This is a genomic window from Leucobacter triazinivorans (genome assembly GCF_004208635.1).
Lineage (GTDB): Bacteria > Actinomycetota > Actinomycetes > Actinomycetales > Microbacteriaceae > Leucobacter > Leucobacter triazinivorans.
Window position 1 is genome coordinate 3,157,573 of the sequence record NZ_CP035806.1, and the last position, 23,726, is coordinate 3,181,298.

Annotated in this window: 25 protein-coding genes and 1 riboswitch; of the genes, 10 read left to right on the top strand and 15 right to left on the bottom strand. The window is 69.3% G+C overall.

Annotation, left to right across the window (positions count from 1 at the left end):
* Positions 1-93 precede the first annotated feature (93 nt).
* Positions 94-2,859, top strand: a complete 2,766-nt coding sequence (locus tag EVS81_RS14230) for an ATP-dependent DNA helicase (protein WP_130110953.1) — start codon at positions 94-96, stop codon at positions 2,857-2,859.
* Positions 2,860-3,219: 360 nt separating this feature from the next.
* On the opposite strand, the gene EVS81_RS14235 is transcribed toward EVS81_RS14230, so the two are convergent.
* Positions 3,220-3,555 carry a DUF4342 domain-containing protein gene (locus tag EVS81_RS14235; protein WP_130110954.1) on the bottom strand — a complete coding sequence of 112 codons (336 nt, stop codon included), beginning with the start codon at positions 3,553-3,555 and terminating at the stop codon, positions 3,220-3,222.
* Positions 3,556-3,735: 180 nt separating this feature from the next.
* Between EVS81_RS14235 and EVS81_RS14240 the strand changes: the two genes are divergently transcribed.
* Complete coding sequence (locus tag EVS81_RS14240) at positions 3,736-4,329, top strand: YdeI/OmpD-associated family protein (RefSeq protein ID WP_130110955.1); 594 nt, start codon at positions 3,736-3,738, stop codon at positions 4,327-4,329.
* Positions 4,330-4,454: 125 nt separating this feature from the next.
* Here EVS81_RS14240 and EVS81_RS14245 read toward each other — a convergent pair whose 3' ends face one another.
* Positions 4,455-4,961 carry a metallophosphoesterase family protein gene (locus EVS81_RS14245; RefSeq protein ID WP_130110956.1) on the bottom strand — a complete coding sequence of 169 codons (507 nt, stop codon included), beginning with the start codon at positions 4,959-4,961 and terminating at the stop codon, positions 4,455-4,457.
* A gap of 186 nt (positions 4,962-5,147) precedes the next feature.
* On the opposite strand from EVS81_RS14245, the gene poxB reads away from it, so the two are divergent.
* Positions 5,148-6,872, top strand: a complete 1,725-nt coding sequence (gene poxB / locus EVS81_RS14250) for a ubiquinone-dependent pyruvate dehydrogenase (RefSeq protein ID WP_130110957.1) — start codon at positions 5,148-5,150, stop codon at positions 6,870-6,872.
* Positions 6,873-6,946: 74 nt separating this feature from the next.
* Here the strand turns inward: poxB and EVS81_RS14255 are convergent, their stop codons facing one another.
* From EVS81_RS14255 to EVS81_RS14265, 3 genes are all read right to left on the bottom strand, one after another.
* Positions 6,947-7,162, bottom strand: coding sequence for a hypothetical protein (locus EVS81_RS14255; protein ID WP_130110958.1), 216 nt, complete (start codon positions 7,160-7,162; stop codon positions 6,947-6,949).
* Positions 7,159-7,428, bottom strand: coding sequence for a hypothetical protein (locus tag EVS81_RS14260; protein WP_130110959.1), 270 nt, complete (start codon positions 7,426-7,428; stop codon positions 7,159-7,161). The genes EVS81_RS14255 and EVS81_RS14260 overlap by 4 nt, the downstream gene beginning before the upstream one ends.
* 93 nt (positions 7,429-7,521) lie before the next feature.
* The gene (locus tag EVS81_RS14265; RefSeq protein ID WP_130110960.1) at positions 7,522-7,779 is read right to left on the bottom strand and encodes a hypothetical protein; all 258 of its coding nucleotides are present in this window, start codon (positions 7,777-7,779) and stop codon (positions 7,522-7,524) included.
* Between the two features lie 251 nt (positions 7,780-8,030).
* Between EVS81_RS14265 and EVS81_RS14270 the strand changes: the two genes are divergently transcribed.
* The 3 genes from EVS81_RS14270 to EVS81_RS14280 all read left to right on the top strand — a co-directional run bounded on the left by EVS81_RS14270 (position 8,031) and on the right by EVS81_RS14280 (position 9,896).
* Positions 8,031-8,459, top strand: a complete 429-nt coding sequence (locus EVS81_RS14270) for a DUF1761 domain-containing protein (protein WP_130110961.1) — start codon at positions 8,031-8,033, stop codon at positions 8,457-8,459.
* Positions 8,460-8,461: 2 nt separating this feature from the next.
* Complete coding sequence (locus tag EVS81_RS14275) at positions 8,462-9,307, top strand: SDR family NAD(P)-dependent oxidoreductase (protein WP_130110962.1); 846 nt, start codon at positions 8,462-8,464, stop codon at positions 9,305-9,307.
* 130 nt (positions 9,308-9,437) lie between these two features.
* Positions 9,438-9,896 (top strand): DUF1801 domain-containing protein, encoded by a 459-nt coding sequence (locus EVS81_RS14280; RefSeq protein ID WP_130110963.1) that lies wholly within the window; start codon positions 9,438-9,440, stop codon positions 9,894-9,896.
* Between the two features lie 58 nt (positions 9,897-9,954).
* On the opposite strand, the gene EVS81_RS14285 is transcribed toward EVS81_RS14280, so the two are convergent.
* The 3 genes from EVS81_RS14285 to glsA form a co-directional block, all read right to left on the bottom strand.
* Positions 9,955-11,586, bottom strand: a complete 1,632-nt coding sequence (locus EVS81_RS14285) for an alpha/beta hydrolase (RefSeq protein ID WP_165384277.1) — start codon at positions 11,584-11,586, stop codon at positions 9,955-9,957.
* A gap of 122 nt (positions 11,587-11,708) precedes the next feature.
* Positions 11,709-13,352, bottom strand: a complete 1,644-nt coding sequence (locus EVS81_RS14290) for an MFS transporter (protein ID WP_130110965.1) — start codon at positions 13,350-13,352, stop codon at positions 11,709-11,711.
* A complete protein-coding gene (glsA, locus tag EVS81_RS14295; RefSeq protein WP_130110966.1) occupies positions 13,345-14,376 on the bottom strand; it encodes a glutaminase A in 1,032 nt (343 codons plus the stop codon). Before glsA ends, EVS81_RS14290 begins: the two co-directional genes overlap by 8 nt.
* A 235-nt stretch (positions 14,377-14,611) precedes the next feature.
* Here glsA and EVS81_RS14300 point away from each other — a divergent pair, with 235 nt between their 5' ends.
* Positions 14,612-15,301: a VanZ family protein gene (locus EVS81_RS14300; RefSeq protein WP_130110967.1), complete on the top strand. Its 690-nt coding sequence runs from the start codon at positions 14,612-14,614 to the stop codon at positions 15,299-15,301.
* Positions 15,298-15,717, top strand: a complete 420-nt coding sequence (locus tag EVS81_RS15845; protein WP_165384278.1) for a GNAT family N-acetyltransferase — start codon at positions 15,298-15,300, stop codon at positions 15,715-15,717. Before EVS81_RS14300 ends, EVS81_RS15845 begins: the two co-directional genes overlap by 4 nt.
* A gap of 37 nt (positions 15,718-15,754) precedes the next feature.
* Here the strand turns inward: EVS81_RS15845 and EVS81_RS14310 are convergent, their stop codons facing one another.
* From EVS81_RS14310 to EVS81_RS14330, 5 genes are read right to left on the bottom strand one after another with little or no spacing between them, the layout of a single operon-like run.
* Entirely contained in the window at positions 15,755-16,660 is a 906-nt protein-coding gene (locus tag EVS81_RS14310; protein ID WP_130110969.1) for an SDR family oxidoreductase, read from the bottom strand.
* Positions 16,633-16,830 carry a hypothetical protein gene (locus tag EVS81_RS14315; protein ID WP_165384156.1) on the bottom strand — a complete coding sequence of 66 codons (198 nt, stop codon included), beginning with the start codon at positions 16,828-16,830 and terminating at the stop codon, positions 16,633-16,635. The genes EVS81_RS14310 and EVS81_RS14315 overlap by 28 nt, the downstream gene beginning before the upstream one ends.
* Position 16,831: 1 nt before the next feature.
* Positions 16,832-18,046, bottom strand: coding sequence for an FAD-dependent oxidoreductase (locus EVS81_RS14320; RefSeq protein ID WP_130110971.1), 1,215 nt, complete (start codon positions 18,044-18,046; stop codon positions 16,832-16,834).
* Complete coding sequence (locus tag EVS81_RS14325) at positions 18,043-18,732, bottom strand: methyltransferase domain-containing protein (protein ID WP_240739871.1); 690 nt, start codon at positions 18,730-18,732, stop codon at positions 18,043-18,045. The genes EVS81_RS14320 and EVS81_RS14325 overlap by 4 nt, the downstream gene beginning before the upstream one ends.
* Before the next feature lie 53 nt (positions 18,733-18,785).
* On the bottom strand, positions 18,786-20,000 hold the full coding sequence (locus EVS81_RS14330; RefSeq protein ID WP_130110972.1) for a type III polyketide synthase: 1,215 nt from the start codon (positions 19,998-20,000) through the stop codon (positions 18,786-18,788).
* A 260-nt stretch (positions 20,001-20,260) separates the two neighbouring features.
* Here EVS81_RS14330 and EVS81_RS14335 point away from each other — a divergent pair, with 260 nt between their 5' ends.
* Both EVS81_RS14335 and EVS81_RS14340 read left to right on the top strand, forming a co-directional pair.
* Entirely contained in the window at positions 20,261-20,677 is a 417-nt protein-coding gene (locus tag EVS81_RS14335; RefSeq protein ID WP_130110973.1) for a DUF4383 domain-containing protein, read from the top strand.
* Entirely contained in the window at positions 20,674-21,258 is a 585-nt protein-coding gene (locus EVS81_RS14340; RefSeq protein WP_130110974.1) for a hypothetical protein, read from the top strand. Before EVS81_RS14335 ends, EVS81_RS14340 begins: the two co-directional genes overlap by 4 nt.
* Before the next feature lie 164 nt (positions 21,259-21,422).
* Here EVS81_RS14340 and EVS81_RS14345 read toward each other — a convergent pair whose 3' ends face one another.
* Together EVS81_RS14345 and EVS81_RS14350 are read right to left on the bottom strand one after the other, a co-directional pair.
* On the bottom strand, positions 21,423-22,733 hold the full coding sequence (locus EVS81_RS14345) for an NtaA/DmoA family FMN-dependent monooxygenase (protein ID WP_240739872.1): 1,311 nt from the start codon (positions 22,731-22,733) through the stop codon (positions 21,423-21,425).
* A 35-nt stretch (positions 22,734-22,768) separates the two neighbouring features.
* Positions 22,769-23,428 carry a Ykof family thiamine-binding protein gene (locus EVS81_RS14350; protein WP_240739873.1) on the bottom strand — a complete coding sequence of 220 codons (660 nt, stop codon included), beginning with the start codon at positions 23,426-23,428 and terminating at the stop codon, positions 22,769-22,771.
* 163 nt (positions 23,429-23,591) lie between these two features.
* A riboswitch (TPP riboswitch) is annotated at positions 23,592-23,701 on the top strand.
* Positions 23,702-23,726 lie beyond the last annotated feature (25 nt).

Sequence of the window (23,726 nt, forward strand, 5' to 3'; positions counted from 1 at the left end):
AGCCCGATTCGACATCCGCGACCACCGCGCGATGCTTCCGCCGTAGCTCCGGCTGCCGTCGAGCCTGCCCACCGCGGGGAGAAGTAGCGACAGATGGCCACGGTAGAAGAACAGGTACGTGCGGCGAGTGGTGCCATCGATAGCAACATCGCCTTGGTCACGACGGATCGCGGATTCTTGTCCCAGAACGTTTTGCAGTATCTGCGTGACCTAGTCGAGGGCCTGATTGTCTGGGCACACGTCCCAAGCCCCTCAGTCGCCTTCAACTATCAGACCCAGTTCGACACCGCGCGGGATGCCGCAAAGGCGAGTGCGCGCTTTCGTCTCCTCGCCCGGTTCCACGGAATGCTGCAAATCAGCGTCTCGCACTACACCCTCGACCGCGATCCCTCCGAGCGCCTAATGCTCAAGTACTACGAGTACCTACTGCGTACGCGCGATCTTGCAAAGCGTGAGTTGGGTATCGAGATCCTCCAGAACTTGGAGCAGTTCCCGCTCCACCAGGATCCTGCACTTACTGCTTACTACGAGCAGATCGCGGCTCGTATTGATGTCACGAAGAACGACCTGCTGACCGGAAGAACCGAGCGGTACTACATCAACAGCTCCCGACCGTTCTTCATCGACGGTCGCATCTACTATGAGGTCACGTTCAGTCTCGCCCACAACCGCACCAGCAAGTTCGATCGCGTCATTGGCTTCACAGACATCGACGTAACCAACAAGTACGCCGCCAAACTCGAGCTGGCAAGTGACTCCATCGACGTGCTCGGTCAGACAATGCCGATCATCATCATCCGGAGTTGGTCCGTTTCAATCCGGCCCTGTGAAGTTGATAACTTCGCGCGGCTCGTCGGGCAGCAGGGGAGAGTTCAATCGGGACACGTCGAGTATCGCAACCTGATGCAATACCTCACGAGCACCGGCCACAGCCTACTCGACCTCATAGATCTCCCGGATGCAGCATACGACAGCGTGAAGACCTGGGCGCTCACCAGCGCACAGCGCACGCCGCAGATCTTCCCAGTGCTCGACGCCGCACGAGAGATTGTCCGGCGCAATCGTCCCGGTACGCGCCTGCTGCGCTACCTGATGCTCAGGATGAATAACCAGATCCTGAAGGCGCAGTACGAGATGGACGAATGCGGGCCACTATCGAACTTGCATGTCTCACACGGTTGCCGTCCCTTCGACGCCATGCCGTTCTGCACATCACCGCGGAGCCACAACCCCCGGTTTGTGGACCTAGCGGAGAGTATCGACTCATCGACGCGGAAGCACGAGCTGCTAGCGAGACGCGTGCGCAACAATGTCGAGCAACACGGCATGATCTACACGCCCGAGACCGATCTCGATGACCTCGGTGACATCGATGATCTCATCAGTCGGCACAACAATTTGCTGCCGCCGACTGCGCGGCACGCGCCTCGAAAGTTGCAACGTGCCAATGGGCACGTCTTTATCACCGGCTACGAGGATGACACCGTCAGTATCATTGAGAAGCTGCAGGAAGTAGCTTCCGAGGGGATTGACAACTACACCGAGGATGTCCAGTCATGGCTCGACGTCAATTCCCGGCTCCCCGATGGCGACCCCAAGAAGGTCGACGACAGCCTCAAAGCCAATGCGCTCAAGGGCCTGTTTGCGCGATCAAAGGTAGCGCTGATCTATGGCGCAGCCGGTACGGGCAAGTCGACGATGGTCAACCACATCGCGAACTACTTCGAAAACGAACGCAAGCTCTTCCTCGCGCATACAAATCCAGCCGTCGATAATCTCAAACGACGAGTGGACGCACCGAACACGCATTTCAGTACCATCGCCAAGCACGTGAGAGGAGACTGGAGCTCTTCCGTTCATTTCGACGTGGTCGTCATCGATGAGTGCAGCACCGTCGGTAATGCCAGCTTCCTGCAGGTGCTGGAGAATACTTCCTTCGACCTGCTGGTGCTCGTCGGGGATGTCTATCAGATTGAGTCGATCGAGTTTGGGAACTGGTTTGGCGCGATCCGTTCGTACATCCCGCAGGGGTCCGTGCACGAGCTGACGCACCCGTTCCGTACCACTGACCAGGCTCTCCTGACCTTGTGGGATCGCGTCCGCAAGCTCGACGACAGCATCGAGGAGTCGCTGGCTAAGAACGGCTACTCGAAGGTGTTGGGTGCGTCGCTTTTCGCCCGGCATGGCGATGACGAGATTGTGCTCTGTCTCAACTATGACGGCCTCTACGGGATCAACAACGTCAACCGCTTCCTCCAAGCGAGCAACCCGAGTCCACCCGTGACCTGGGGAGAGGCTGTTTACAAGGTAGGCGATCCAGTACTTTTCAACGAGACGGATCGCTTCCGCCCTGTCATCTTCAACAACATGAGGGGCAAGATCGTCGACATTGACCGCGCGCCAGGACGGATTACGTTCGATGTGGACATCGAGCGAGACGTGACGGCGGCGGAAGTCTCATTCTCGGAACTCCGCTTGGTTAGTGGCTCGGTGGTGCAGTTCGACGTTTTCGAGCGAGGCGACACCGACGCCGATGATGACACGGTCAACACGCTCGTGCCGTTTCAGATCGCCTACGCGGTATCGATCCACAAGGCGCAGGGCTTGGAGTATGACTCCGTGAAAGTCGTCATCACAGACGCCAACGAAGAGAACATCTCTCACAGCATCTTCTACACGGCGATCACGCGTGCCCGTAAGCATCTCGAAGTGTATTGGACGCCAGAGACCGAGAAGCGGATTCTGAGCCGACTCGAAGTCCGCGAGAACACCAGGGATGAGAACCTTCTTCGTCAGCGACGCGGCGTTCAGCCTGTTGCTGGTCGACCCAAGCGCCAGAAGATGCGACAAGCGCCGTGAACGCAAGGCAACGGGATGTGGGGCAGCTTTGTAGCCCACTTGAGTTGGGTGTCGAAGTAGCGACAGTCTTAAGCGCTGGTATCTACCGAACTGCAATCACGGGTAACTGTGCTCACCAGAATGGTCACCAGAAACCCGTCCCGAGGTCACCAGATTGGCTGGTATCGGCCGGTAACAACCGGTAAACTGATGCCATGAAATCCGCAGAAACACGCGGTTTCTGGCCAGATTTTGGCAGGGGAGCGATTTTCCCGGAGCTCGTCAGTTGTTCTTGGCTCGAGTCCGGCGTTCAGGTGGCGGAACACGCTTGGCTTTGAACCCATTGCTGCAACCGGAAGCGTTCGCGCCTGACCTACCCGACTACTCCGCCGCGCCCGACTCCGAACTGCTTTCATCGTCACCATCGTCTGATCCCCTACGCTCCACTCCGATCGTGAGGCTCGTGGCGAGCGCAGCGACGGCGCCCACGGCGACGAGGATCGGGGCGAGCACGGCGCTCGCAGCCGTGACGGCGACGCCGGCGGTCAGCGGGATCTCGAAGAGCGTCTCGCCGCTCTCCCGCTTGATGTAGAGCCGGCGAGCGTTTCCCTCCTCGATGATCTCGCGCACCTTGGCCATGAGTTCGTCGCCCTTGACCTTGAACTCTTCGTACCAGTTGCTGTCGTTGCCGCTTGTATTGCCCGCGTTCTCGGTCATGAGCGTTCCTTTCTCGATGAAGCGTGGCTGCAGTGTATAGAGAGAACCACGATGTGCGCTGAGCGGTGTTGCCGCAGCCATGCTCGGGGTGGCGCGCTGCACGCTGCACCAGAAGCCGGGGGAGTCGCTGGGGATCCTCGCACCCTCACGCGTCGCTCCCGAACTCCCTACGATGGATCCATGACCGCACAGCAGTCCTCGCTTCCCGAGCTCCTCACTCTCTCCGACGCCGCCGCCTGGCGCGCCTGGTTGGACGCGAACGAGGATTCCTCCGACGGGGTCTGGCTGGTGCTCGCGAAGAAAGGAACGACCGAGCCGACCACACTCAGCTACGCGCAGGCCCTCGAGGAGGCGCTGTGCAGCGGGTGGATCGACGGGCAGAAGGGGAGCCTCGACGCCGCCACCTTCCGGCAGCGGTTCACCCCGCGGCGGCGCGCGTCGATGTGGTCGCAGCGCAACATCGGGCTCGTCGAAGAACTCATCGCGCAGGGGCGCATGCGCGAGCGCGGCCAGGCCGAGATCGACCGTGCCCAGGCCGATGGGCGCTGGGATCGCGCCTACGCCGGCTCCGCGAAAGCCGAGGTGCCCGAGGATCTCGCTGCCGCGCTCGCCGCATCGGAGACAGCCGAGGCCATGTTCGCGTCGCTCAACGGTGCCAACCGCTACGCGATCCTGCACCGCCTCATGACCGCGTCGAACGCCACCACCCGCGGCAACCGCCTCGCGAAGATCCTCACCATGCTCGAGAACGGGGAGACCCACCACCCGCAGTGAGGGAGTAGGGCGGCACGACAGTAAGGCTGCACGGCGGCAGATCAGCACTGTGCCAAGACGGGAAGGCAGGATCGCAGGAACGCAGGATCACGGGCTCGCAGGATCGCGGGATCGGCCCGATCTCGTCACCGATCCCGATCCACTGTCACGAGCCGCACATCGACGTCGCGTCCGTCGACCGTGAGCAGCATCATGGTGCAGCGCGGCTGGCGCCGGCGGTCGGTGGGGGAGCCGGGGTTCAGCAGCCGCATGCCGCCCGGCGACACCGTGTCCCAGGGGATGTGCGAGTGCCCGAAGACGAGCAGGTCGACGCCCGGGAACGCCTCGTCCATGCGCTCTTCGCGCCGCCTCGCCGCCCCGGTCTCGTGCACGACCGCCACCGAGAGCTCCTCGACCGTGAACCGGGCCACCTCCGGCAGCCGAGCTCGCAGCTCGGCGTCGTCGTTGTTGCCGTGCACGCCGTAGAGCACACGTGCCTGGGACTCGAGCAGATCCAACGTGGCGACGTTGACCCAGTCACCGGCGTGCACCACCGCATCCGCAGACGATACGGCGTCCAGCACGTCGGCAGGCAGGCGCCTCGCGCGCGCCGGCACGTGGGTATCCGCGATCAGGAGCAGCGAGGTGGTCACTCTCCCATCCTGCCGCGGCGCTGTGCACGACGGCAACGGCAACGGCAGCGGCAGCGGCAGCGGCAGCGGCACGCACCAACGTCGGTAGCACCCGCGACCGTGCTGCGCCACCCCACCCGCACCCCTTGCCCCACCGGCGCCGCCCCGGCAAGGATGGAGTGACGGAGCAGGAAGGCAGGCCCAGTCATGGTCACCGTCGCACAGAACATCGTCGATACCCTCGCCGCGAACGGGGTGCACCGCGTCTACGGCATCCCCGGCGACTCGCTCAACGGCTTCACCGACGCGCTGCGCACCTCGGACATCGAGTGGGTGCACGTGCGGCACGAGGAGGCCGCGGCCTTCGCCGCCTCGGGCGAGGCCGCGACGACCGGCGAGCTGGCGGTGTGCGCCGGCAGCTGCGGACCGGGCAACCTCCACCTCATCAACGGGCTCTTCGACGCCAACCGCTCGCGCGTGCCCGTGCTGGCGATCGCGGCCCACATCCCGAGCGACGAGATCGGCTCCAACTATTTCCAGGAGACCCACCCGCAGGAGCTCTTCCGCGAGTGCTCCGTCTACGTCGAGCACGCCTCCAGTCCCTCGCAGATGCCGCGCGTGCTGCGCATCGCGATGCAGACCGCGATCGAGAAGCGGGGTGTCGCCGTCGTGGTGATCCCGGGCGACGTCGCGCTGGCCGACGCCGCGGACGACACCGTCACGACCATCACCCCGTCGCAGCCGCGGGTGATCCCGAGTCGGGCCGAACTCGAGCGCGCCGCCGAACTGCTCGATGATGCGAAAAGGGTGACGATCCTTGCGGGCGCGGGGGTCGCGGGCGCACACGACGAGGTGGTCGCCCTCGCGGATCAGCTCGCCGCCCCGGTCGTGCACGCCCTGCGCGGCAAGGAGCACATCGAGTACGACAACCCGTTCGACGTCGGCATGACGGGACTGCTCGGTTTCGCCTCCGGCTACCGCGCCATGGAGCAGGCCGACGCGGTGCTCATGCTCGGCACCGACTTCCCGTACCAGCAGTTCTTCCCCGAGAAGGCGGTCAAGATCCAGGTCGACATCCGCGGCGAGAATCTCGGCCGGCGCACCCCGCTCGACCTCGGGCTGGTGGGCGACGTGGGGGAGACCGCCACGGCGCTCCTGCCGCTGCTGAAACACCGCCGCAGCCGCTCGCACGTCGACGGCTCCGTCGACCACTACCGCAAGACCCGCAAGCGGCTCGACGAGCTCGCGACGCCGGCGGGCGAGGGCAAGCCGATCCACCCGCAGTACGTGGCCCGGCTGATCGATGAGCTCGCCTCCGACGACGCGGTCTTCATCCCCGACGTGGGATCGCCCGTGGTGTGGGCCGCGCGCTACCTCACGATGAACGGCGCCCGCCGCCTCATCGGTTCTTTCAGCCACGGATCCATGGCCAACGCCGTCTCGCAGGCCATCGGCGTGCAGGCCGCGCACCGCGACCGTCAGGTGATCGCGCTCGCCGGCGACGGCGGCCTCGCGATGCTGCTGGGCGAACTACTGACCCTCGACCAGAACGCGCCGCTGCCCGTGAAGATCGTGGTCTTCAACAACTCCTCGCTCAACTTCGTCGAGCTCGAGATGAAGGCCGCCGGGTTCGTGAACTCAGCGACGGAGCTGAAGAATCCGGATCTCTCCGCCGTCGCCCGTGCCATCGGACTGCACGCGGTGCGGGTCTCGGAATCCGACGAGTTGGAATCGGCGCTGCGCGAGGCCTTCGCCCACACCGGCCCTGCGCTGGTCGAGGTGCTGACGGATCGCCAGGAGCTCTCGATGCCGCCCTCGATCTCGGCGGAGCAGGTGAAGGGCTTCACCCTGTATGCGCTGCGCACCGTGCTCTCGGGGCGAGGCGACGAGATCGTGGATCTCGCGAAGACGAACCTGCGCCAGATCCTGTAGGCGCTGCTGCGTAGCTGCGCAGCTGCGCAGCACCCGCGTGGTGCCGGACGACCTCGTGGAAGCGGGCCCGGTGGCTATTCATGTGCGGGGTGGGCGTGCTCCCCGTCTTCCTCGTCGACCCGCGTGAAGTCGGTGCGCTTCGCGAGGTGAGGATCGGATTTCGCGCACGCCGGATTCGAGCAGTGCGTCACCTCGGGCACGAGCACCTCAGCGGCTCGGGGGAGGGTGTTGCCATCGGGGGAGACGGTGACTGCGTCGGCGCCGCACAGGGTGCACACGTAGCGGGTCATGCGGAACTCCCCGACGAGGCGTGCTGCGCGATCTCCCTGAGCACCGCGAGCGTCTCGAGGAAGGAGCCGCCCGGCCCGTGGCCTGAGACGACGAACGCGGTGGCCGCCGAGAAGTCGTGCTGCATGAGGCTGACCCCCAGCTCGGGGAACCGCCACCAGTGCGGATCCTCGGCCACGACGGTGACCGCGTTTCCGCCGAGCAGGAAGCGCGTCGATGATTCCTCGGGCAGTTGCTCGGGGGATACGAGTTCGATCAGCTCATCCATACCGCCACGGTACGCGTGACCATCCTGGTACGACTACCCCCTGGACAAAGAAGCGCTCCGACGCAAGGGACTTCGCGATGTCAGTGCATCATTTCAGCGCGTGAGCATACGGGGAGGCTGAGCTCGCCCTTCGAGTCGGGCGATCGCGATTTTGACTTCGGTCACTTCGCCCTGCAACCCGTCGATCCGGTCGGTGAGCGTTGTGTTGACGGCGTCGATCCGATGGGCGAGTTTCGTCTCGCTCGCGTCGATCCGTCTCACTACCCATGCCAGCCCCGCGGCTGCTCCGCCGCCGAGCGTGATCAGCAGACCGAGTGCGCTCAGAATCACGGCGAGAGTCTCGTTCGACATTCCTGCTCCTCCTTCTGCGGCTCGATGCGTGCGCTGTTGGGTCGACTCTACGCGACAGGGAGGCGATAGGAACCAGGAACTGAGGAATCTGTGCACAACTGGGCGGGTAGACCGGTCTGTGAGCGAAGCGACACGGTCCGGAGACGCCATCGCGCAACGTTCCCGAGCCTCCGACACCAAGCCGCCGCGGGCCACTACCATGAGACCCACCGGCCTCGACGACGAGGCGGGCACGCCGAAAGGAGTCAGTCATGATCCCTGAGATCAACTACTGGGCGGTGATCGTCGCGACCATCTCCACTATGGTGGTCGGCTCGATCTGGTACACCCCGAAGGTGTTCGGCAACACGTGGGCGCGGCTCGCGAAGGTCGACCTGAGTGGCGACGCGAAGTCGGCAGTCGGGCCCATCGTCGTCACGGTGATCGTCAGCTTCATCACCGCGTGGGTATTCGCGGGCGCCATCTGGATCGCCTTCGAGTTCTACGGCGGATCCTTCGTGATGTCCGCGCTGTTGACCGGCGCAGTGCTCTGGGCCGGGTTCACCGCCGCTCGCTTCATCACCCACGATGCCTTCGAGGGGCGGCCCTCCGCGCTCACCATCATGAACATCGCCCACGAGCTCGTGACCGTGCTGGTCATGGCGCTGATCCTCGGCCTCTGGCCGCCGGCGGGCGTGTGAGCATGTCGCGAACACCGCAGAACACCCCCGTCATCCCCGGCTCCGTCGTGCTCATCACGGGGGCCGCGCGCGGCATGGGCGAGCTGTACGCGCGCCGTGCCGCGAAGGAGGGCGCCGGCGCGATCGCGCTGTGGGACGTCGACGAGGATCGAGCCACCGCGCTCGCCGCCGAGCTCGACGGCCCGCGCACCCGAGTGCGCGCCTTCGCCGTTGACGTCTCAGATCGCGCGGCGGTGCGCGCAGCGGTGCAGCGCACCGTCGACGAACTCGGCGATCCCGATGTCCTCGTCAACAACGCCGGCATCGTGCGCGGCGCCCTCTTCTGGGAGCACGATCCCGAGCGCGACATCGAACTCACCATGCGCATCAACACGCTCGCACCCATGTGGCTCACCCGCGAGGTGCTGCCCGCCATGATGGCCGACCGGTCGCGGCCGAAGCGGATCCTCAACATCGCCTCGGCCGCGGGCACGCTCGCCAATCCGCGCATGAGCGTCTACGCCGCCTCGAAGTGGGCGATGATCGGCTGGAGCGACTCGCTGCGGCTCGAGCTGGCCCGCGACGGGCACGGCCACGTCGCCGTCACCACCTTCTGCCCCAGCTACATCTCCACCGGCATGTTCGCGGGCGCCCGCGGCCCGCTGCTCACCCCGATCATGACGCCCACGAGAGCGGCCCGCGCCGCCTGGGAGGGCATGATCGCGGGCAGACCCATCGTCTCGAAGCCGTGGACGGTGAAGCTCGCCATGGCGCTGCGCGGGATCCTGCCCACGCGCGCCTGGGACGTGATCGCGGATCGCGTCTTCCACGTGTACTCGTCGATGGACCGCTTCACCGGGCGGCGGTAGCGGACGGCGCAGCGGGCTCGGGACCGAAGCGATCAGGAATCGAGAAGCGGCGCTGCTGCCGCCGCCGCTAGCGTGAAATGCATCACCCGTGAGACACCGGCTCACCCCGACCCCGGAGGAGACGACGAGCATGACGAAGAGGGACTCCACCGCAGGCGGATTCTCCGCGCAGGAGCGCGCCGCGATGCAGGAGCGCGCGGCCGAGTTGAAGGCCGAGGCGAAGCGCGCAAAAAGGGCCGAGAAGGCCGCCGCCAAAGCCGACGAGGTGCTCGCGAAGATCGCGCAGATGCCCGACGGCGACCGGGAGCTGGCCGAGCGCGTGCACGAGATCGTCACGACCGTCGCGCCGGATCTCGCGCCCAAGCTGTACTACGGGCAGCCCGGCTACGCGCGGGGCGGCAAGCCGGTGGTGTTCTTCCGCAGCGGGCAGATGGACAAAGAGCGGTACTCCACGTTCGGGGTGAGCGCGCTGGCCGGGCTCGATGACGCGAGCGGATTCTGGCCGACCTCCTACGCGCTCGTCGATCCGACCGAAGAGGCGTGGGAACAGCTCGCGGAGGTCGTGCGGCGCGCGGCGGAGGAGCGCTGAGCCGAGGGGTCGACGGCTGAGTCGGCTGGTTGAGCGGGCGCAGGATGACGGAAAGCGGCTACTCGAATGCCGGGTCGATCGGATCGGCGTAGGACTCGAGGATCGCCTGCACCCGTGCGAGCGCAGCGCCGTCGAGACCGCCGTCGTCGGTCACGCTCGTCCACGCGGTGAGCACGAGATCCCCGTAGTTGTGCCCGTGGCGGGCCGGCACCGACTCGCCCATGAACATGTCCACGACCAGCTGCACCGCCGTGATGCCGGGCATCCACCGCATCGCCGGGCTCACATCCTCGGCTCGCTGCTCCGCGTCGAGCCACTCGGGCGGCGCCCAGATCAGCTCGGGCCCCAGCCAGGTCACCGGGTCGGTGGCGTGCTGCAGATAGAGCACGCGGGGATCCTGCCACGGCGCGTCGATGAGCCGTTCGTCGCCCTCCCGCGACATCCACCGCACCGCCCGTCCGCCGTCGAGCACCGGCCGCCAGGCCGGCGATCCCGCGTCTCGTGCAGCCTGCAGCCCGCGCCACATCTCGGATCCGTTCGGGCTGCCCACCAGCAGCGCGCCGTCGGTGCGGGCGCGTAGGTCGTCGACGCCTGAGAACGCGGCCTGCGTGCCGTGCGCGCCGAGACTCAGACCGTACGCGACGAGCTTCGGCCGCTCGCTCTCCGGCAGCTCCGACCATCGCGCGTGCACCGCGTCGAACAGCGCGGTCGCCGATTCCACGGGGGCGTCCGGATCGAACACGAACGACACCCAGCTCGGCGTGTAGGCGTACTGCATCGACGCGATCGCCGTGTCGCCGCCGTGCAGGTACTCGAACGCGTCGACCGTCTGCGGTTCCAGCCAGCCGGAGCCCGTCGTCGTCGCGACGACCAACCACTCGCGCTCGAAGGCACCTGTGCGCTCCAGCTCCGCGACGACGAGTTCGGCCCGCGATGCCGCGTCGGGAGCCGAGGCGAGGCCCGCATAGACCCGGATCGGTTCGAGTGCAGGGGCACCCGTTGCCTTCTCGATCTCGGCCGCGGCCGGGCCGCCGCCCACGAACAGGGAGCCGTGACGCCCGAGATCCTGCCAGCTGATCCCGGATCCCTCGCCCGCGGAGCGGAAGGCGGAATCCGGCTCCTGTGCGTCCTCGGGCGGGGCGGTATTCCTCTCCGCGTATATGCGGTCGACCGCGGCCATGCCGAGCGCGCCGACGCCGACGGCCGCTGCGAGCACCGCCGCGACCGTGGCGAGCACGGCGAGCGGCGCAGAGATCCTCGCGCGGATCATGAGGAACAGGCCCCGGCACCCCTTGCCGATCACGAGGAGCAGCGCCGCCGTCACTCCGAAGCCCAGCAGGAATCGCCAGGGGTCCACGGCGTCGAGCGGTGGCATCTCCACGGCCGCGCGCACCCCGTTCTGCCAGGACAGCACCGCGAATCCGAGCGGCACCGCGGCCACCGCCAGTGCGCCCCCGACGCACCACCACACGATCCGTGTCGCGCGTGCGCTGGGCGCGGGCATGAACACGCGCAGCAAGAGGGCCGTGAGCAGCACGCCCAGCAGATAACCGAGTGCGAAGGAGACCCCGCCGATCGCCCCCTGGAAGAACGCCGGCCGCGGGAGGAGCGACGGCGTGAGCGAGAGCACCGTGCAGACGACCCCGAAGACCACCCCGCCAGGCGCGAGGCGCCACCAGTGTCTGTTCACAGCACCACGATACGGGGTGCGGAGCAGCTCGGCTGACCGCGAATGCCCGGGATCGTCAGGGGGGATGCCGCGGATGCGTGTGCGGAGACCGCGCCGCATAGGCGGATGATACGTCGGCGCGCTCAGTCCGCCGATCCGACCGCCTCGGCGGGGATCTCCTCAGGGCGGTACTTCGGCAGTCGCGAGGCGGGCAGCGCGGCGAGCGCGCTGATTCCTGCGAGCAGCAGGAAGCCGAGCTTCAGTGTGCGCAGGCGCTGCTCCTCGTTGAGGGCGACGGCCGCCTCCACCTGCGCGGCGTCGGCCGTGGTGTCCGCGAGCACCGTGCGCAACTCGTCGTTGCTGATGAAGTTCGCGTTGTCCAGGTCCACCTGCTCGGCGAGCTCCGGCGGCAGCTCCGGGTGGTCGGCGACGGCGCTGCCGATCCCGAGTCCCAGCGTGGTCACCAGCACCGCGCCCATCACCGCGGTGCCGACGGCCGAGGCGAGGTTCTGGGTGGTGCCGCGGATCGATCCCACGTCGCCCGCCAGGTGCTTCGGGGCGGCGGTGACCAGCACGTTGAACACGAGCGTCACGAGTGCGCCCTGCCCGATCCCGAACACGATGAGGCCGAGGATCGTGGGCAGCGTCTCCCAATTGTTGGTGACCACGAAGGCCAGCCAGACGAGCGCGGCCGTGGTGAGCCCGAACGCGAACAGGGCGATGGTGCGCGGCGCGTAGCGCTTGTAGAAGCGCACGATCAGCGTGGCGGTGACGAACACGGTGAGGTTGAAGGGCATCATCGCGAGCGACGTGTCGAACGGGGTGCGGCCCTGCACGATCTGGATGTAGGTGGGCACCGTGAAGTTCACGGCCGCCTCCATCGCGACGATGATGAACATGGCGTAGACGGCGGCGCGCTCGGTCGGCTCCTTCAGCACGCTCAGGTCGACGAGCGGCACCTTGCCCTGCGCCATGCGCTGGTTCGTCCACAGGAAGAAGGACTGCCCGAGGATCAGGCCGAGCACCACGAACACGGGCGCGGGCGACAGGCCGAGGATCTCGAAGGGCGCGCCCGGCTCGGCGAACAGGATGCCCCAGCCGTTGAGGTTGTTGAAGCCGAGCGTCAGCAGCACGATCCCCGCGCCGATGAGGAGCGACGCGACGAGGTCGATCTTGATCCCGGGGTTGCCGCGATCCGATCGCAGCCGGAAGCTGAAGACGAAGACGAGCACCGCGAGGCCGAGCGTGATCCCGAACACCGGCCGCCACCCCACCAACGTGCCGAGCGTGCCGCCGATGAGGAACGCGCTGACGCCCGAGAAGGCGCGCGCCGAGCCGAGCGATCCGACGGCGGTGGCCTGCTGGTCGCCCTGGTAGTTCTCGGCGATGAGCGCCACGAGCGCCGGCACGATGATCGCGGCCGAGGCGCCGGCCAGCACCTGCCCCGCGATGGCCCATCCGATGCTCGGCGAGAGGATCATCATGAGCGACGATCCCGCGAACACCACGACCACGATGCGGAAGATGAGCACCCACCCGACGCGCTGGCCCAGCTTCGCGCCGGTCATCACGAGTGCCGCGACGGCGATGCCGTAGACGACGATGGTGGTGCTGGCCACGGTGGGCGGCACGCCGAAGTCCTCGACGATGCCGCCGAGCGAGATGGGCAGCGCCGCCACGTTGAACGACATGAGCACCTGCGCGAGGAAGAGCCCCACCATCGGGGCCCAGGATCGCCGCTGCGCGGGATCGGGTGCGGTGCGAGCGGGAGCGGACTGCTCAGCCATGCGATTCCTCCGGTTCGGACGTTTCGGACGTGCCGCCGCGCACGGAGGCGAAGAGATTGAGGCCGAGCGAGCGCGAGAGGTGCGCGCACGCGCGCTGCCCGCGCACGCTGTTGCCCGCGGTGTCGAGCCGGGGGGAGTAGGCGCCGACGGCGCCCTTGCCGGGAGCGACGGCGACGATGCCGCCCGACACCCCGGATTTGGCGGGCAGCCCGATCTCGAACAGCCACTCGCCCGAGCGCTCGTACATGCCGCACGAGGCGAGCACCGCGAGCGTGTCCCGGCAGACCTCGGCTGACACGACCTGCTCGCCGGTCACCGGGTTGACCCCGCCGTCGGCGAGGGTCGCGCCCATGACCGCCAGGTCGTGCGCGGTGACCGCGAGCGAGCACTGCCGCGTGTAGACGTCGACCGTCTCGAGCGGGTCGGGATCCAGCCGCCCGTAGCTCTGCAACAGCTTGCCGATGGCGCGGTTGCGGAGGTTGGTGCGGCTCTCCGAGAGGTACACGTCCTCGTCGAGCGACAGCTCCCGGCCCGCGAACCGGGACAGACCCCGCTGCACCCGGGCCCAGCGTTCCTCCGCCGAGGACGCGCCCACGAGCGCGGTGGTGGCGATGGCTCCGGCGTTCACCATCGGGTTCATGGGGCTGCCGCCGTTGAGCTCCATCGCGATGAGCGAGTTGAACGCGAGGCCCGTGTTGTTCACGCCGACGCGCTCGTGCACTGCCTCGTGCCCCAGTTCCTCGCACACGAGCGCGAAGACGAAGGCCTTCGAAATCGATTGGATCGAGAAGGGGATGTCGACGTCGCCGGCTTCGTGCAGCGAGCCGCCGACGCTCACCACGGACAGGCCGAAGTGCGACGCGTCTGCCGCGGCGAGCACCGGGATGTAGTCGGCCACCGCGCCGTCGTCGACGCTGGCATAGCGCTCATACGCCTCGCTCACCAGCCGGTCCACGCGGGATCTCGGGGGCAGCGCCCCGGTCGATGCCCGCTGCTCGATGTCCAGCGCGTCGTGCTCGAACACGCGACCTCCTTCTCCGCAGCGCTCCGATGAATCTCACAGTACAGGCATGGCGGACGCGGCGGGAAGTGACAGTCTCGATACGCCGGCGATAGGCGCGGGCTCGTAGCATGGAGGGCATGCGCGTGCTGGTGGTGGAGGACGAACCGCTCGTGGCGGGGCCATCCGCCACGGGCTCCGTCTCGAGGCGATCGCGGCCGATATCGCCGGTGACGGCAGACACAGAATGGAGGATGGGATGGAGGACCTGAAGCCGATCGAGGGACTCGCGAGGCCGAGGACGCAGCGCGGATCCGCGCCGCGCAGCCGCACACCGGTCGTCGCGCTGTTCGCGGTCTACCTCGCGCTGCTCGTCTGGATCGTGCTGTGGAAGCTCGAGGTGCCGCACATCGGAATCGCGGGGGTGCGGCAGCTCAAGCTCGTCCCCTTCGGGGCGGGTGCCGGGTTCGGAGCGAATGCTCCCCTCGAGATCGCCGCGAATGTCGCGCTCTTCCTCCCGTTCGGCTTGTATCTCGGTCTCATCGCTCCCGCGTGGTCGTGGGGCCGGGTCGCGTGGGCATCGGCGGGAGCGGCCCTGGCGCTCGAGACCGCGCAGTACGTCCTGGCCATCGGGGTCTCCGATACGACCGACCTCATCGTCAACACCGCAGGCGGCCTCATCGGCTTCGGGCTGGCCGCGCTGGCGCATCGCCGGTTCGCTGCAGCGGCGCCGAGGGTGCTGTTCCGCGCCTGCGCGGTGGGCACCGCAATCGCGCTGATCGCGAGCGTGCTGTTCTTCCTGTCGCCGTTGCACTACGCGCAGCGAGACGTGGTCGTCGAGCCGCCGGCCTCCGCAGCGCACCGCTGGGACGCGCCGGAAGCGCGGGTGCCGACGGCGCAGGGGGACGGCATGCGCATCGACGGGGCCGGCGGAGCGGCGGCGCCGTGAACGGCCGGATCATCGACCGGGTCGCCACCCCCGCCGAGCATGCGGCCCTCGCCGCAGCCGTGGGATGGCAGGCGCACTTCGACGACCACGTCCGGGCGGCGTCGCTCGCGGCGTCGCTCGCCGGGGTCGTCTATGCGGCCGACGGTGGAATCGTCGGCATGGCGCGGGCCGTCGGCGACGGCCTGCAGTACGCATATGTCCAGGACGTCATCGTGCACCCCGATCACGATGGCGAGGGGATCGCGACGTCGCTCGTCGAGCGACTCATCGAACTGCTGCGGCCTGCCCCGGGAGCGGAGCTCTTCGTCGGCCTCTTCGCGAGCGACGAAGCCGTCGGCGTCTACGAGTCCCTCGGTTTCGCGCGCGAGGGCGCGATCGGGATGCATCGGCGCCTCTCCACGGCCGGCTCCGGGTGACGGCCCGCATCGGCGTCGCGGTTCGCTGCAACCCGGGTCACGGCGACGGGGTGCCGCCGTTGACGTTGAGGGTCTCTCCGATGACGTAGCTCGACTCGGGCGACGTGAGGAACACGAACGCCGGCGCGAGTTCGGTCGGCTGGCCCGCCCGGCCGATGGGGGTGTTCGTGCCGAAGTCGGGCAGCGCCTCCTTCGGCTGCCCGTCCGACACCTGCAGCGGCGTCCAGATCGGGCCCGGTGCCACCGCGTTGACGCGGATCCCGCGCGGGGCGAGCTGCTGACCCAGACCCTTCGTGAAGTTGTTGATCGCGGCCTTGGTCGAGGCGTAGTCGAGCAGGTGCGGGGAAGGTTTGTAGGCCTGGATCGAGGTCGTGTTCACGATCGTCGAGCCGGCGGGCAGATGGGGCAGCGCGGCCCGGCAGATCCGGTAGATCGCGTGGATGTTCGTGTCGAACGTCGCGGTCCACTGCTCATCCGGCAGGTCCGCGATATCCTCCACGGAGATCTGCCGGCCGGCGTTGTTGATGAGGGCGTCGAGGCCCCCGAGGCACTCTGCTGCCTCCGCGACGAGCCGCTCGCAGAAGTCGCGGTCGGAGATGTCGCCGGGCAGCAGCACGGCCCGTCGGCCGGCGTCCTCGATGAACGACCTGATCTCCTGGGCGTCCTCCTCCTCTGCGGGGAGGTAGGACAGGGCCACATCGGCGCCCTCGCGGGCGAACGCGATCGCCACGGCGGCGCCGATCCCCGAATCGGCGCCGGTGATCAGGGCCTTGCGCCCCGTCAGGCGGCCGATGCCGCGGTAGGAGTGCTGGCCGCGGTCGGTCTGCGGCACGAGCTCCTGATCGAGACCGGGCTCGGGTTGGTGCTGCACCGGCGGCGAGATCACGGGGAACCGCGTCACCGGGTTTTGGAACGTCAGCTGATCGGTCGAGTGCTCTGACACTGTGCGCCTCCTTCGGTCTGCATGGTGATGTCCCCACCCTCGCCCACGGGGCGGGGCGTGTCGACGGGGTTGCGCTCGTCGCCCGCGGCGGTCTTCGATCCTCGCTCCGCCGGTCGCGCCGCCCGGTCCAGCACCACTTTGATGCGGCCGTCCGCCTGCTGCTGCGACATCTCACACGCCCGCGGCGCCTCGTCGAGCGGCGCGCGGTGCGTCGCGGTCGAATCCCATCGCGTAAGCGCGGGCGGCGAGTCGCACGAGGGGCCCCGCCGCCGCAACGCTGATCGCAGCGATCAGCGCGGCGTGGGAGTGCGGCGAGCGGGCGCGGCCGAGCGCGGTGTTGAGACCGGCGAGACGAGCTGCCGTGCGCGCGGATGCCAGGCGGCGGTGCTCCCATCGCGCCAGTACCCGCTCGGGCTCCGGGTCGCCCTCCGTTCGCCGCAGCCACCGGGCCAGGAGCGGGGCGAGCGTCACCGCGTCGAGCAGACCCAGGTTCATGCCCTGTCCGCCGATGGGGCTCACCTCGTGCGCCGTATCGCCGATCGCGAAAACGCGCCCCGCGCGCATGCGGTGCAGCAGTGAACGCCGGATCCCGAACGCCGTCGCCGATTGCACGCGGGCCGCTAAGCCGACGTCGCCCGTGCGCTCGGTGACCGCCCGGCGGAGACGGTCCGCGTGCTGCTCGTGCGAGACCGCTGTGCGCGAGGAGTCCGCGCCCCCGGCGTCCCAGGCGACGAGCCGCCGGCCGCCCCCCGGCAACGGGAACGACTCCAGCACGCCGTGCGCGTCGAGCGTGACGATCGCGGTGTCGGCCGGCTGCCCCGGGGCGTCGGCGAGGTCGGCCATGAGGTAGCGGTCGGCGCAGGCGCGCGCGGACCCGCTCAGACGGGGGAGCACGAGCCCTCGCCCGGCGGCGCCGGCGGCCACGACGACCGCGCGTGCGCGCACCTCGGTGTCTTCCGTCCCGACCCGGGCCCGGAGGAGCGCGCCTCCGGGCTGCTCGACGACCCCCAGCACCTCGGCGCCGCGCATCGGCTCCGGGGATCCCGCGCTCACGGCCGCCTCCGTCACGGCCTGCGGAACCGCCGCGACGAAGGGGAACGGGCCGCCGAGCCGGTCGAAGCGCACCTCGCCGATCGCACGCCCTCCCGAGCGCGCGATCCCGCGCGGAATCCGGGCGGCCTCGGCGAGGATGCGCTCGGCGGCTCCCGATGGCGCGAGCGCCGCCAGCGCGGGCGGATGCACGCCGATTGCGCGGGTGCCCGGCTCGGGAGCGCTGCGGCGCTCGAGCACCACGACGTCGACGCCCCGGCGCGCGAGCTCGGCGGCCAGGCAGAGTCCGGTCGGGCCGGCGCCCACGACGGCGACCTCGTGCGTCGCGGCCCTCACGCGGGCGCCTCCTCGTCGGGCCGCACCCCGAAACGCCAGGTCCGGTGCACCGCGAGCAGGCGGAACGCAGCCGGCTGCTCGGCCAGCCAGCCGCGCGGCAGCCGCGCGGCGAGCTCGTCGCGGGTGTAGCTGCGCCGGATGCTGCGCAGGCCGTCGACCCGCAGGAAGGTCCCCGGAGCGATCGGCGCCGCGCACACGGCGAACGCCGCATAGGCGAGCCGGCTGCGCGCGATGTCGGAGTGCACGCACACCCGCGTCGCGAGAGTCTGCGAATCGGCGAGCACCGCCTCCAGCGACACCGCGTCCAGGTGATGGAGCAGGTGGTTCGAGACGACCGCGTCGAACCGCTCTCCCGCGGCCACCAGCTCGCCGCTGGCGGCCGCGCGGAATGAGACGCCGTCGACGGGCGCGCCGCTGCTCGCCGCCGCCCAGGCGCGGGGATCCGGATCGATGCCCACGCCCTCCACTGCGAAGCCGTCGCGCCGCGCGAGCCGTACCAGCCGCCGCAGCACATCGCCGCCGCCGCACCCGATATCGAGGATGCGCACCGGGCCTGTGCTCCGCGCGAGCGCGGGCCGCACGTGGTTGCGGTAGACGCGCCCCCAGCGCGAGACGGCGCCGTTCACCGCCCAGAACCGCCGCAGCGTGCGATGCAGGCGCACCGGGTCGCAGTTCGGATCGTCCATCACTTCGAGGAGTCGCTCGTCTCGCGCGGCGAGCGACACCCGCGACCGCGGCATCAGGCCGGTGCGGCGGCCGCGGCAGGCTCCTGCGCCGCCACGGCCGCGGTCGGCTCCGTCTCCGCCGCGACCCCGGTCGGCTCCGTCTTCGCCACGACCGCCCCCGCCGGTTCCCGTCTGCCCGCGCGCATGACGAGGCGCGCGGTTTCTACGGTGAGCCCGGGCCCGAAGCAGAGACCCGCGATGCGCGCGCCCTCGCCGAGCGACTCGTCGGCCAGGATCCGCTGCAGGATGAAGAGGATCGTCGCGCTCGACATGTTGCCGAAATCGCGCAGCACGGCGCGCGAGTGCGCCATCGCCTCGTCCGGCAGCTCGACTCCGCCCTGCACCCGGTCAAGCACGCTGCGACCGCCCGGGTGCACCGCCCACGCCTCCACGTCGGTGCGCGGATCCGCGCCGTCCAGCATCGCCTCGACGACCCCCGAGATCTCGCGTCCGATGATGCGCGGCACCTCCGCGGTGAGACGCATCTCGAATCCGCGATCGCCGATGGTCCAGTCCATGTCGCGCTCGCCCTCCGAGGTGATCGCGGTCGAGAAATCGACCGCTTCCAGGGCGGCTCTGCCGTCGCGAGGCTCGGCCGACGACACGATCGCCGCACCCGCTCCGTCGCCGAACACCGCGGACGCCACGATCTGCTCGGGGTCGCTGGACGAGCGGATGTGCAGCGAGCAGAGTTCGGCGCAGACGACCAGCACCACCGCACCGGGGCGGGCGTCGCTGATCGCGGTCGCCGTGCGCAACGCGGGGAACGCCGCGGCGCAGCCCATGAAGCCGATGTGCGTGCGCTCGGCCGTCACGGAGATGCCGAGCTGCTTCACCAGCAGATAGTCGGGGCCGGGAGCAAAGAACCCCGTGCACGACGCCGTGACGACGTGGGTGACCTCCTCGGCGACGAAGCCGGAGCGCTCGAGCGCGTCGCGGGCGGCGGCTGCGTACAGGCGCGGCGCCTCCCGGCGGTAGATGAGGTTGCGCTCACCGGTGCTTGGCGCGCTCAGCCGGGCGCCGTCCTCGGAGAACAGCGTCTCGCTCGAGCCGATCTCGCCGATCACCGAGTACCGGTTCTCGATGGCCGACTGGTCGAACGCGGCGCCGATGAGGCGGGCGGTGAGCCGGGTCACGCCGGGCTGAGCCGCGAAGAAGTCGCGGGTCTTCGGCTGCGAGAGCCGCGCAGGGGGCACGGCCGTGCCGATGGAGAGGATCTTCGTTGACATGTCCCCATGTAACCCGATCCTTCCGCTGCAGGGGGAGGGGCTTGACACGATCGTGATGGGCCGGCGCCGGGAGCAGGTGCGGGAGCGGATGCCGGATCGCTCCTGCTCGGCGGTGAACTTAGTGCACGTTCGTACTCTCCGCAAGCACCTTTCCGCTTCCGGCGACGGCGCCCACAGTGGGTTGCAGGTGCGCGGACGGCCTGGTCCGGCACCGGCGGCATCGCCGTCGCGACTGCACGTTCGATCGAAGGAGAAGCATCGTGAAGAACTCACCCAACCGAATCGTCGGCATCGTCTTCGGCGTCGTCTATCTACTCGTGGGCATTCTGGGCTTCGCGGTCACCGGCGGCGTGGGGTTCCTCGCCACGGAGGGCGGCCTGCTCATCGGCGTGTTCGAGGTGAATCCGCTGCACAACATCGTTCACCTGCTGGTCGGCGCAGCGCTGCTGGGCGGCGGGATTGCGGGCGTGGGCGCCGCGAAGGGGATCAACGGCACCGTCGGCGTGGTGTATCTGCTCGTCGGCGTGATCGGCTTCTTCATCGCCGGAACCGCCGCCAACATCCTGGCGCTCAACACGGCCGACCATATCCTCCACCTGGGCAGCGCGCTCATCCTGCTGGGCGTGAGCCTCGGCGCTGACCGCGATCGCGCGGTCGCGGCGCGACCGGCGGTGTGACGCAGACGCAGGTCCCGGTGTTGTCGAGCTGGTGCGGTTTCGCCGCCCTGGGTTCCGGGCTCATCCTCTGCGCCGTCGCGGCCGGCCTCGACCCGCCGCTCGCCGTGCCGCTCGTCGTCGCCGGTGGTGCTGAGCTGCTCTGGGGCGGGATCGCGCTGCGCCTCGGCCGCGTCCCCGCGCCGCGGGCAGTGCTCTGGGCGACCGCCGCCGTCGCAGCGGCGGCGGTCGTGCTGCTGTTCCAGGGGCTCGTCGGGATCCTCCCGGCGCTCGCGCTGCTCGCGCTGCACTGGTCCGCGGCCATGGCCGCGGTGGCGGTCCTGCGCCGGCGGGCCGGTACCCTTGCCGCGCGCGGCCCGCGGGATGACGACCCGGTCGGCGAGCACGGGCGCGCTGCGGGAGTGCGGGCGCTCCGGGGCGGGTGGAATCGTGGGCCGGCAGCGTTCGTCGTGATCCTGGCCGCGCAGGCGATGCTGGTCGCGGCGATCACCACCCCGGCGCTGGCCCACACCGCGCCGGGGGCATCGGCGGTGCCGCACGGCACCCTGCACGGCACCCTGCACGGCGCCCCCCACGCGCACTGACTGGCGAAACCGACCCCGTTGCTCGAACACGAGGCTTCCAGCGTGGATATTTCGCGCGGAATGGAACAAACGGCGCGGTTTCGAGCAGGGAGCGGGCGGGAGCGTGCGGGAGCGGCACGGAGCGGGCGGCGGGCGCGCGCGGCCGCCCGCGCGTCACCCGCGCGTCACCCGCGCAGGTGCTCCCGCAGAGTTGCCCCGGAGTACTCCGTGCGAAACACGCCGCGTCGCTGCAGTTCGGGCACCACCCCGGCGACGAAGTCTTCGAACGACGAGTGGTAGAGCGCGGGGAAGACGACGAAGCCGTCGGCCGCCTCGCCGCGGAACAGGTGCTCGAGGTGCTCGGCCACCGTCGCGGGGGATCCCACCACCTGCGGGTGCAGCTGGTTGAGCGCCTGTTCGACCGCCAGCTCGGCCACGGTGAAGCCGCGCCGCGCGCTCACCGACGCCAGCATGTCCTCGAAGCCGACGCTGCCCGTCGCACCGCGGTGCGCGGCGAGCGCGTCGACGGCCGGGGCGTCGGGATCCAGCTCGTCGGCGTGCAGCAGTCGAGCCAGCTTGGTCAGCGCCGCGGGCAGGTCGATGCGCTCCCGCAGTGCGCGCAGCTTCGCCTGCGCGTCGGCATCGGTCCACCCCACCACCGGCTGCACCCCCTGCAGCACGCGGATCGAGTCGGGATCCCGGTCGTGGTCGATCCGCGCGCGATCGCGCAGTTCCCGCCGCAACTCGCGCATTCCCTCCTCGGTGTCTCCGATCGCGAAGACCACCTCGGCCCAGCGCGCCGCGAACGCCCGCCCGCGCGGCGACGACCCGGCCTGCATCAGCACCGGGTGCCCCTGCGGGCTGCGGGGAAGCGTGAGCGGTCCGCGGGACAGCCCGCCGGGTACGCGGTGCACGCGCTTCGGGTCGGCGAACAGTCCCGACTCCCGGTCGTGCACGAGCGCGCCGGGCTCCCACGAGCGCCACAGGTCGAGCACCGTCTGCACGACCGCGTCGGCGCGGTCGTAGCGCTCTCCCGGCGGGTCGATGCGATCGCGACCCATGTTGCGCGCCTCGGCATCGGTGGTCGAGGTGACGATGTTCCAGGCAGCCCGTCCGCCGGAGAGGTGGTCGACGGAGAGCAGTTGGCGAGCGATCGCGTACGGCGGCACGAAGCTCGTCGACACCGTGGCTCCGAGGCCGATGCGGCTCGTTGCTCCCGCGGCCAGCGAGACGACGGTGATCGGATCGAGGTAGATACTGCCCTTGCCGGCCGTGCGCAGCGTGGTGGCGTAGTCGCCGTCGCCATCTTCGGGCACCGCGAGGGCGTCGGCGAAGAACGCCATGTCGAAGAGCCCGCGCTCGAGGGTGCGCGCCAGGTCCGCGTGGAAGCGTCCGCTCAGCCAGTCCGCTCGTCCCAGCGGATCCCGCCAGTTCTCGGCATACTGGCTCGTGGGTGGATTCACCATGCCCACGAGGTGCATCTGTCTCGACGTCATCGCGGATCCCTCGTCCCGTTCGTGCAGCGCATCGATCAGTCCCGCAGGGGCGACGGGCTGTTGATCGAGACCGTGAGGTGCGTCACCACGTGCTGCACGCTCTCGCCGACGCCGATCCACGCGTTCGCCGCGGTCTGCAGCACAGCGGCGAGGTCTCCATCGAGCCGGGTCGCGTAGTGGTCGGAACCCGAGTAGACGCCCGCGGATCTCGCCTGCTCGATCGCCGCGTAGATGGGAGCCATGTGGTCGGCGGGGGCATCGGCCGGGCCGCCGCCACCGGCCGATCCGCCGCCGTGCCGCGCTCCGCAGCCTCGCCCGGTGCCGCCGTCGAGCAGCGGGTACAGCGACCAGTGGGCCCGGGCGCGCACCCCGGTGCCGGCGAGCGACACGGGATCCGCGCCGAGTGCCGCGACGCCCGCGGGGAGCGCGCACTGCAGCTCGCCCGGGCAGCCCCGCGAGAGCAGGATCGACGCCGAGAGGTGCGCTCCGCTGCGCGCCGCCGCCGCGATGACGTCCCGGAGGTAGGCGAGCACCCGCTGCTCGCCGCCGGCGACGAACGTCGAGATGTCGCCGGTCTCGACGAGCAGGTCGGTCGCGTCGGCCTCGCCGAGGGCACCCAGGATGATCGCGACATAGTCGGAGTCGTAGACGGACAGCGTGAAGCGGGCGCCCACGCCGTACTGCTGCGGCGTCATCGGCGCTGTCGCGGTCTGCAACGGGCCGGGTGACGCGGGTGCGGGCGGGCGCGCCGGATCGGACGGGCGCGCCGGATCGGGCGGGAGTGCATCGTTCGACAGGGGAGTCACGCCCACCACCATAGGGGATCGCCTCGCGTGCGACGGCGGAGTGTTGCTAACATGTGGGGCACACGGGAGTCCGGTAGGCCGGGCTGAGAGGAAGGTCATCAACCTTCGACCGTCGAACCTGATCTGGATCATGCCAGCGCAGGGAGACACTCTACGAACCCGTGCCCATCCATCATCGAAGGGGCAC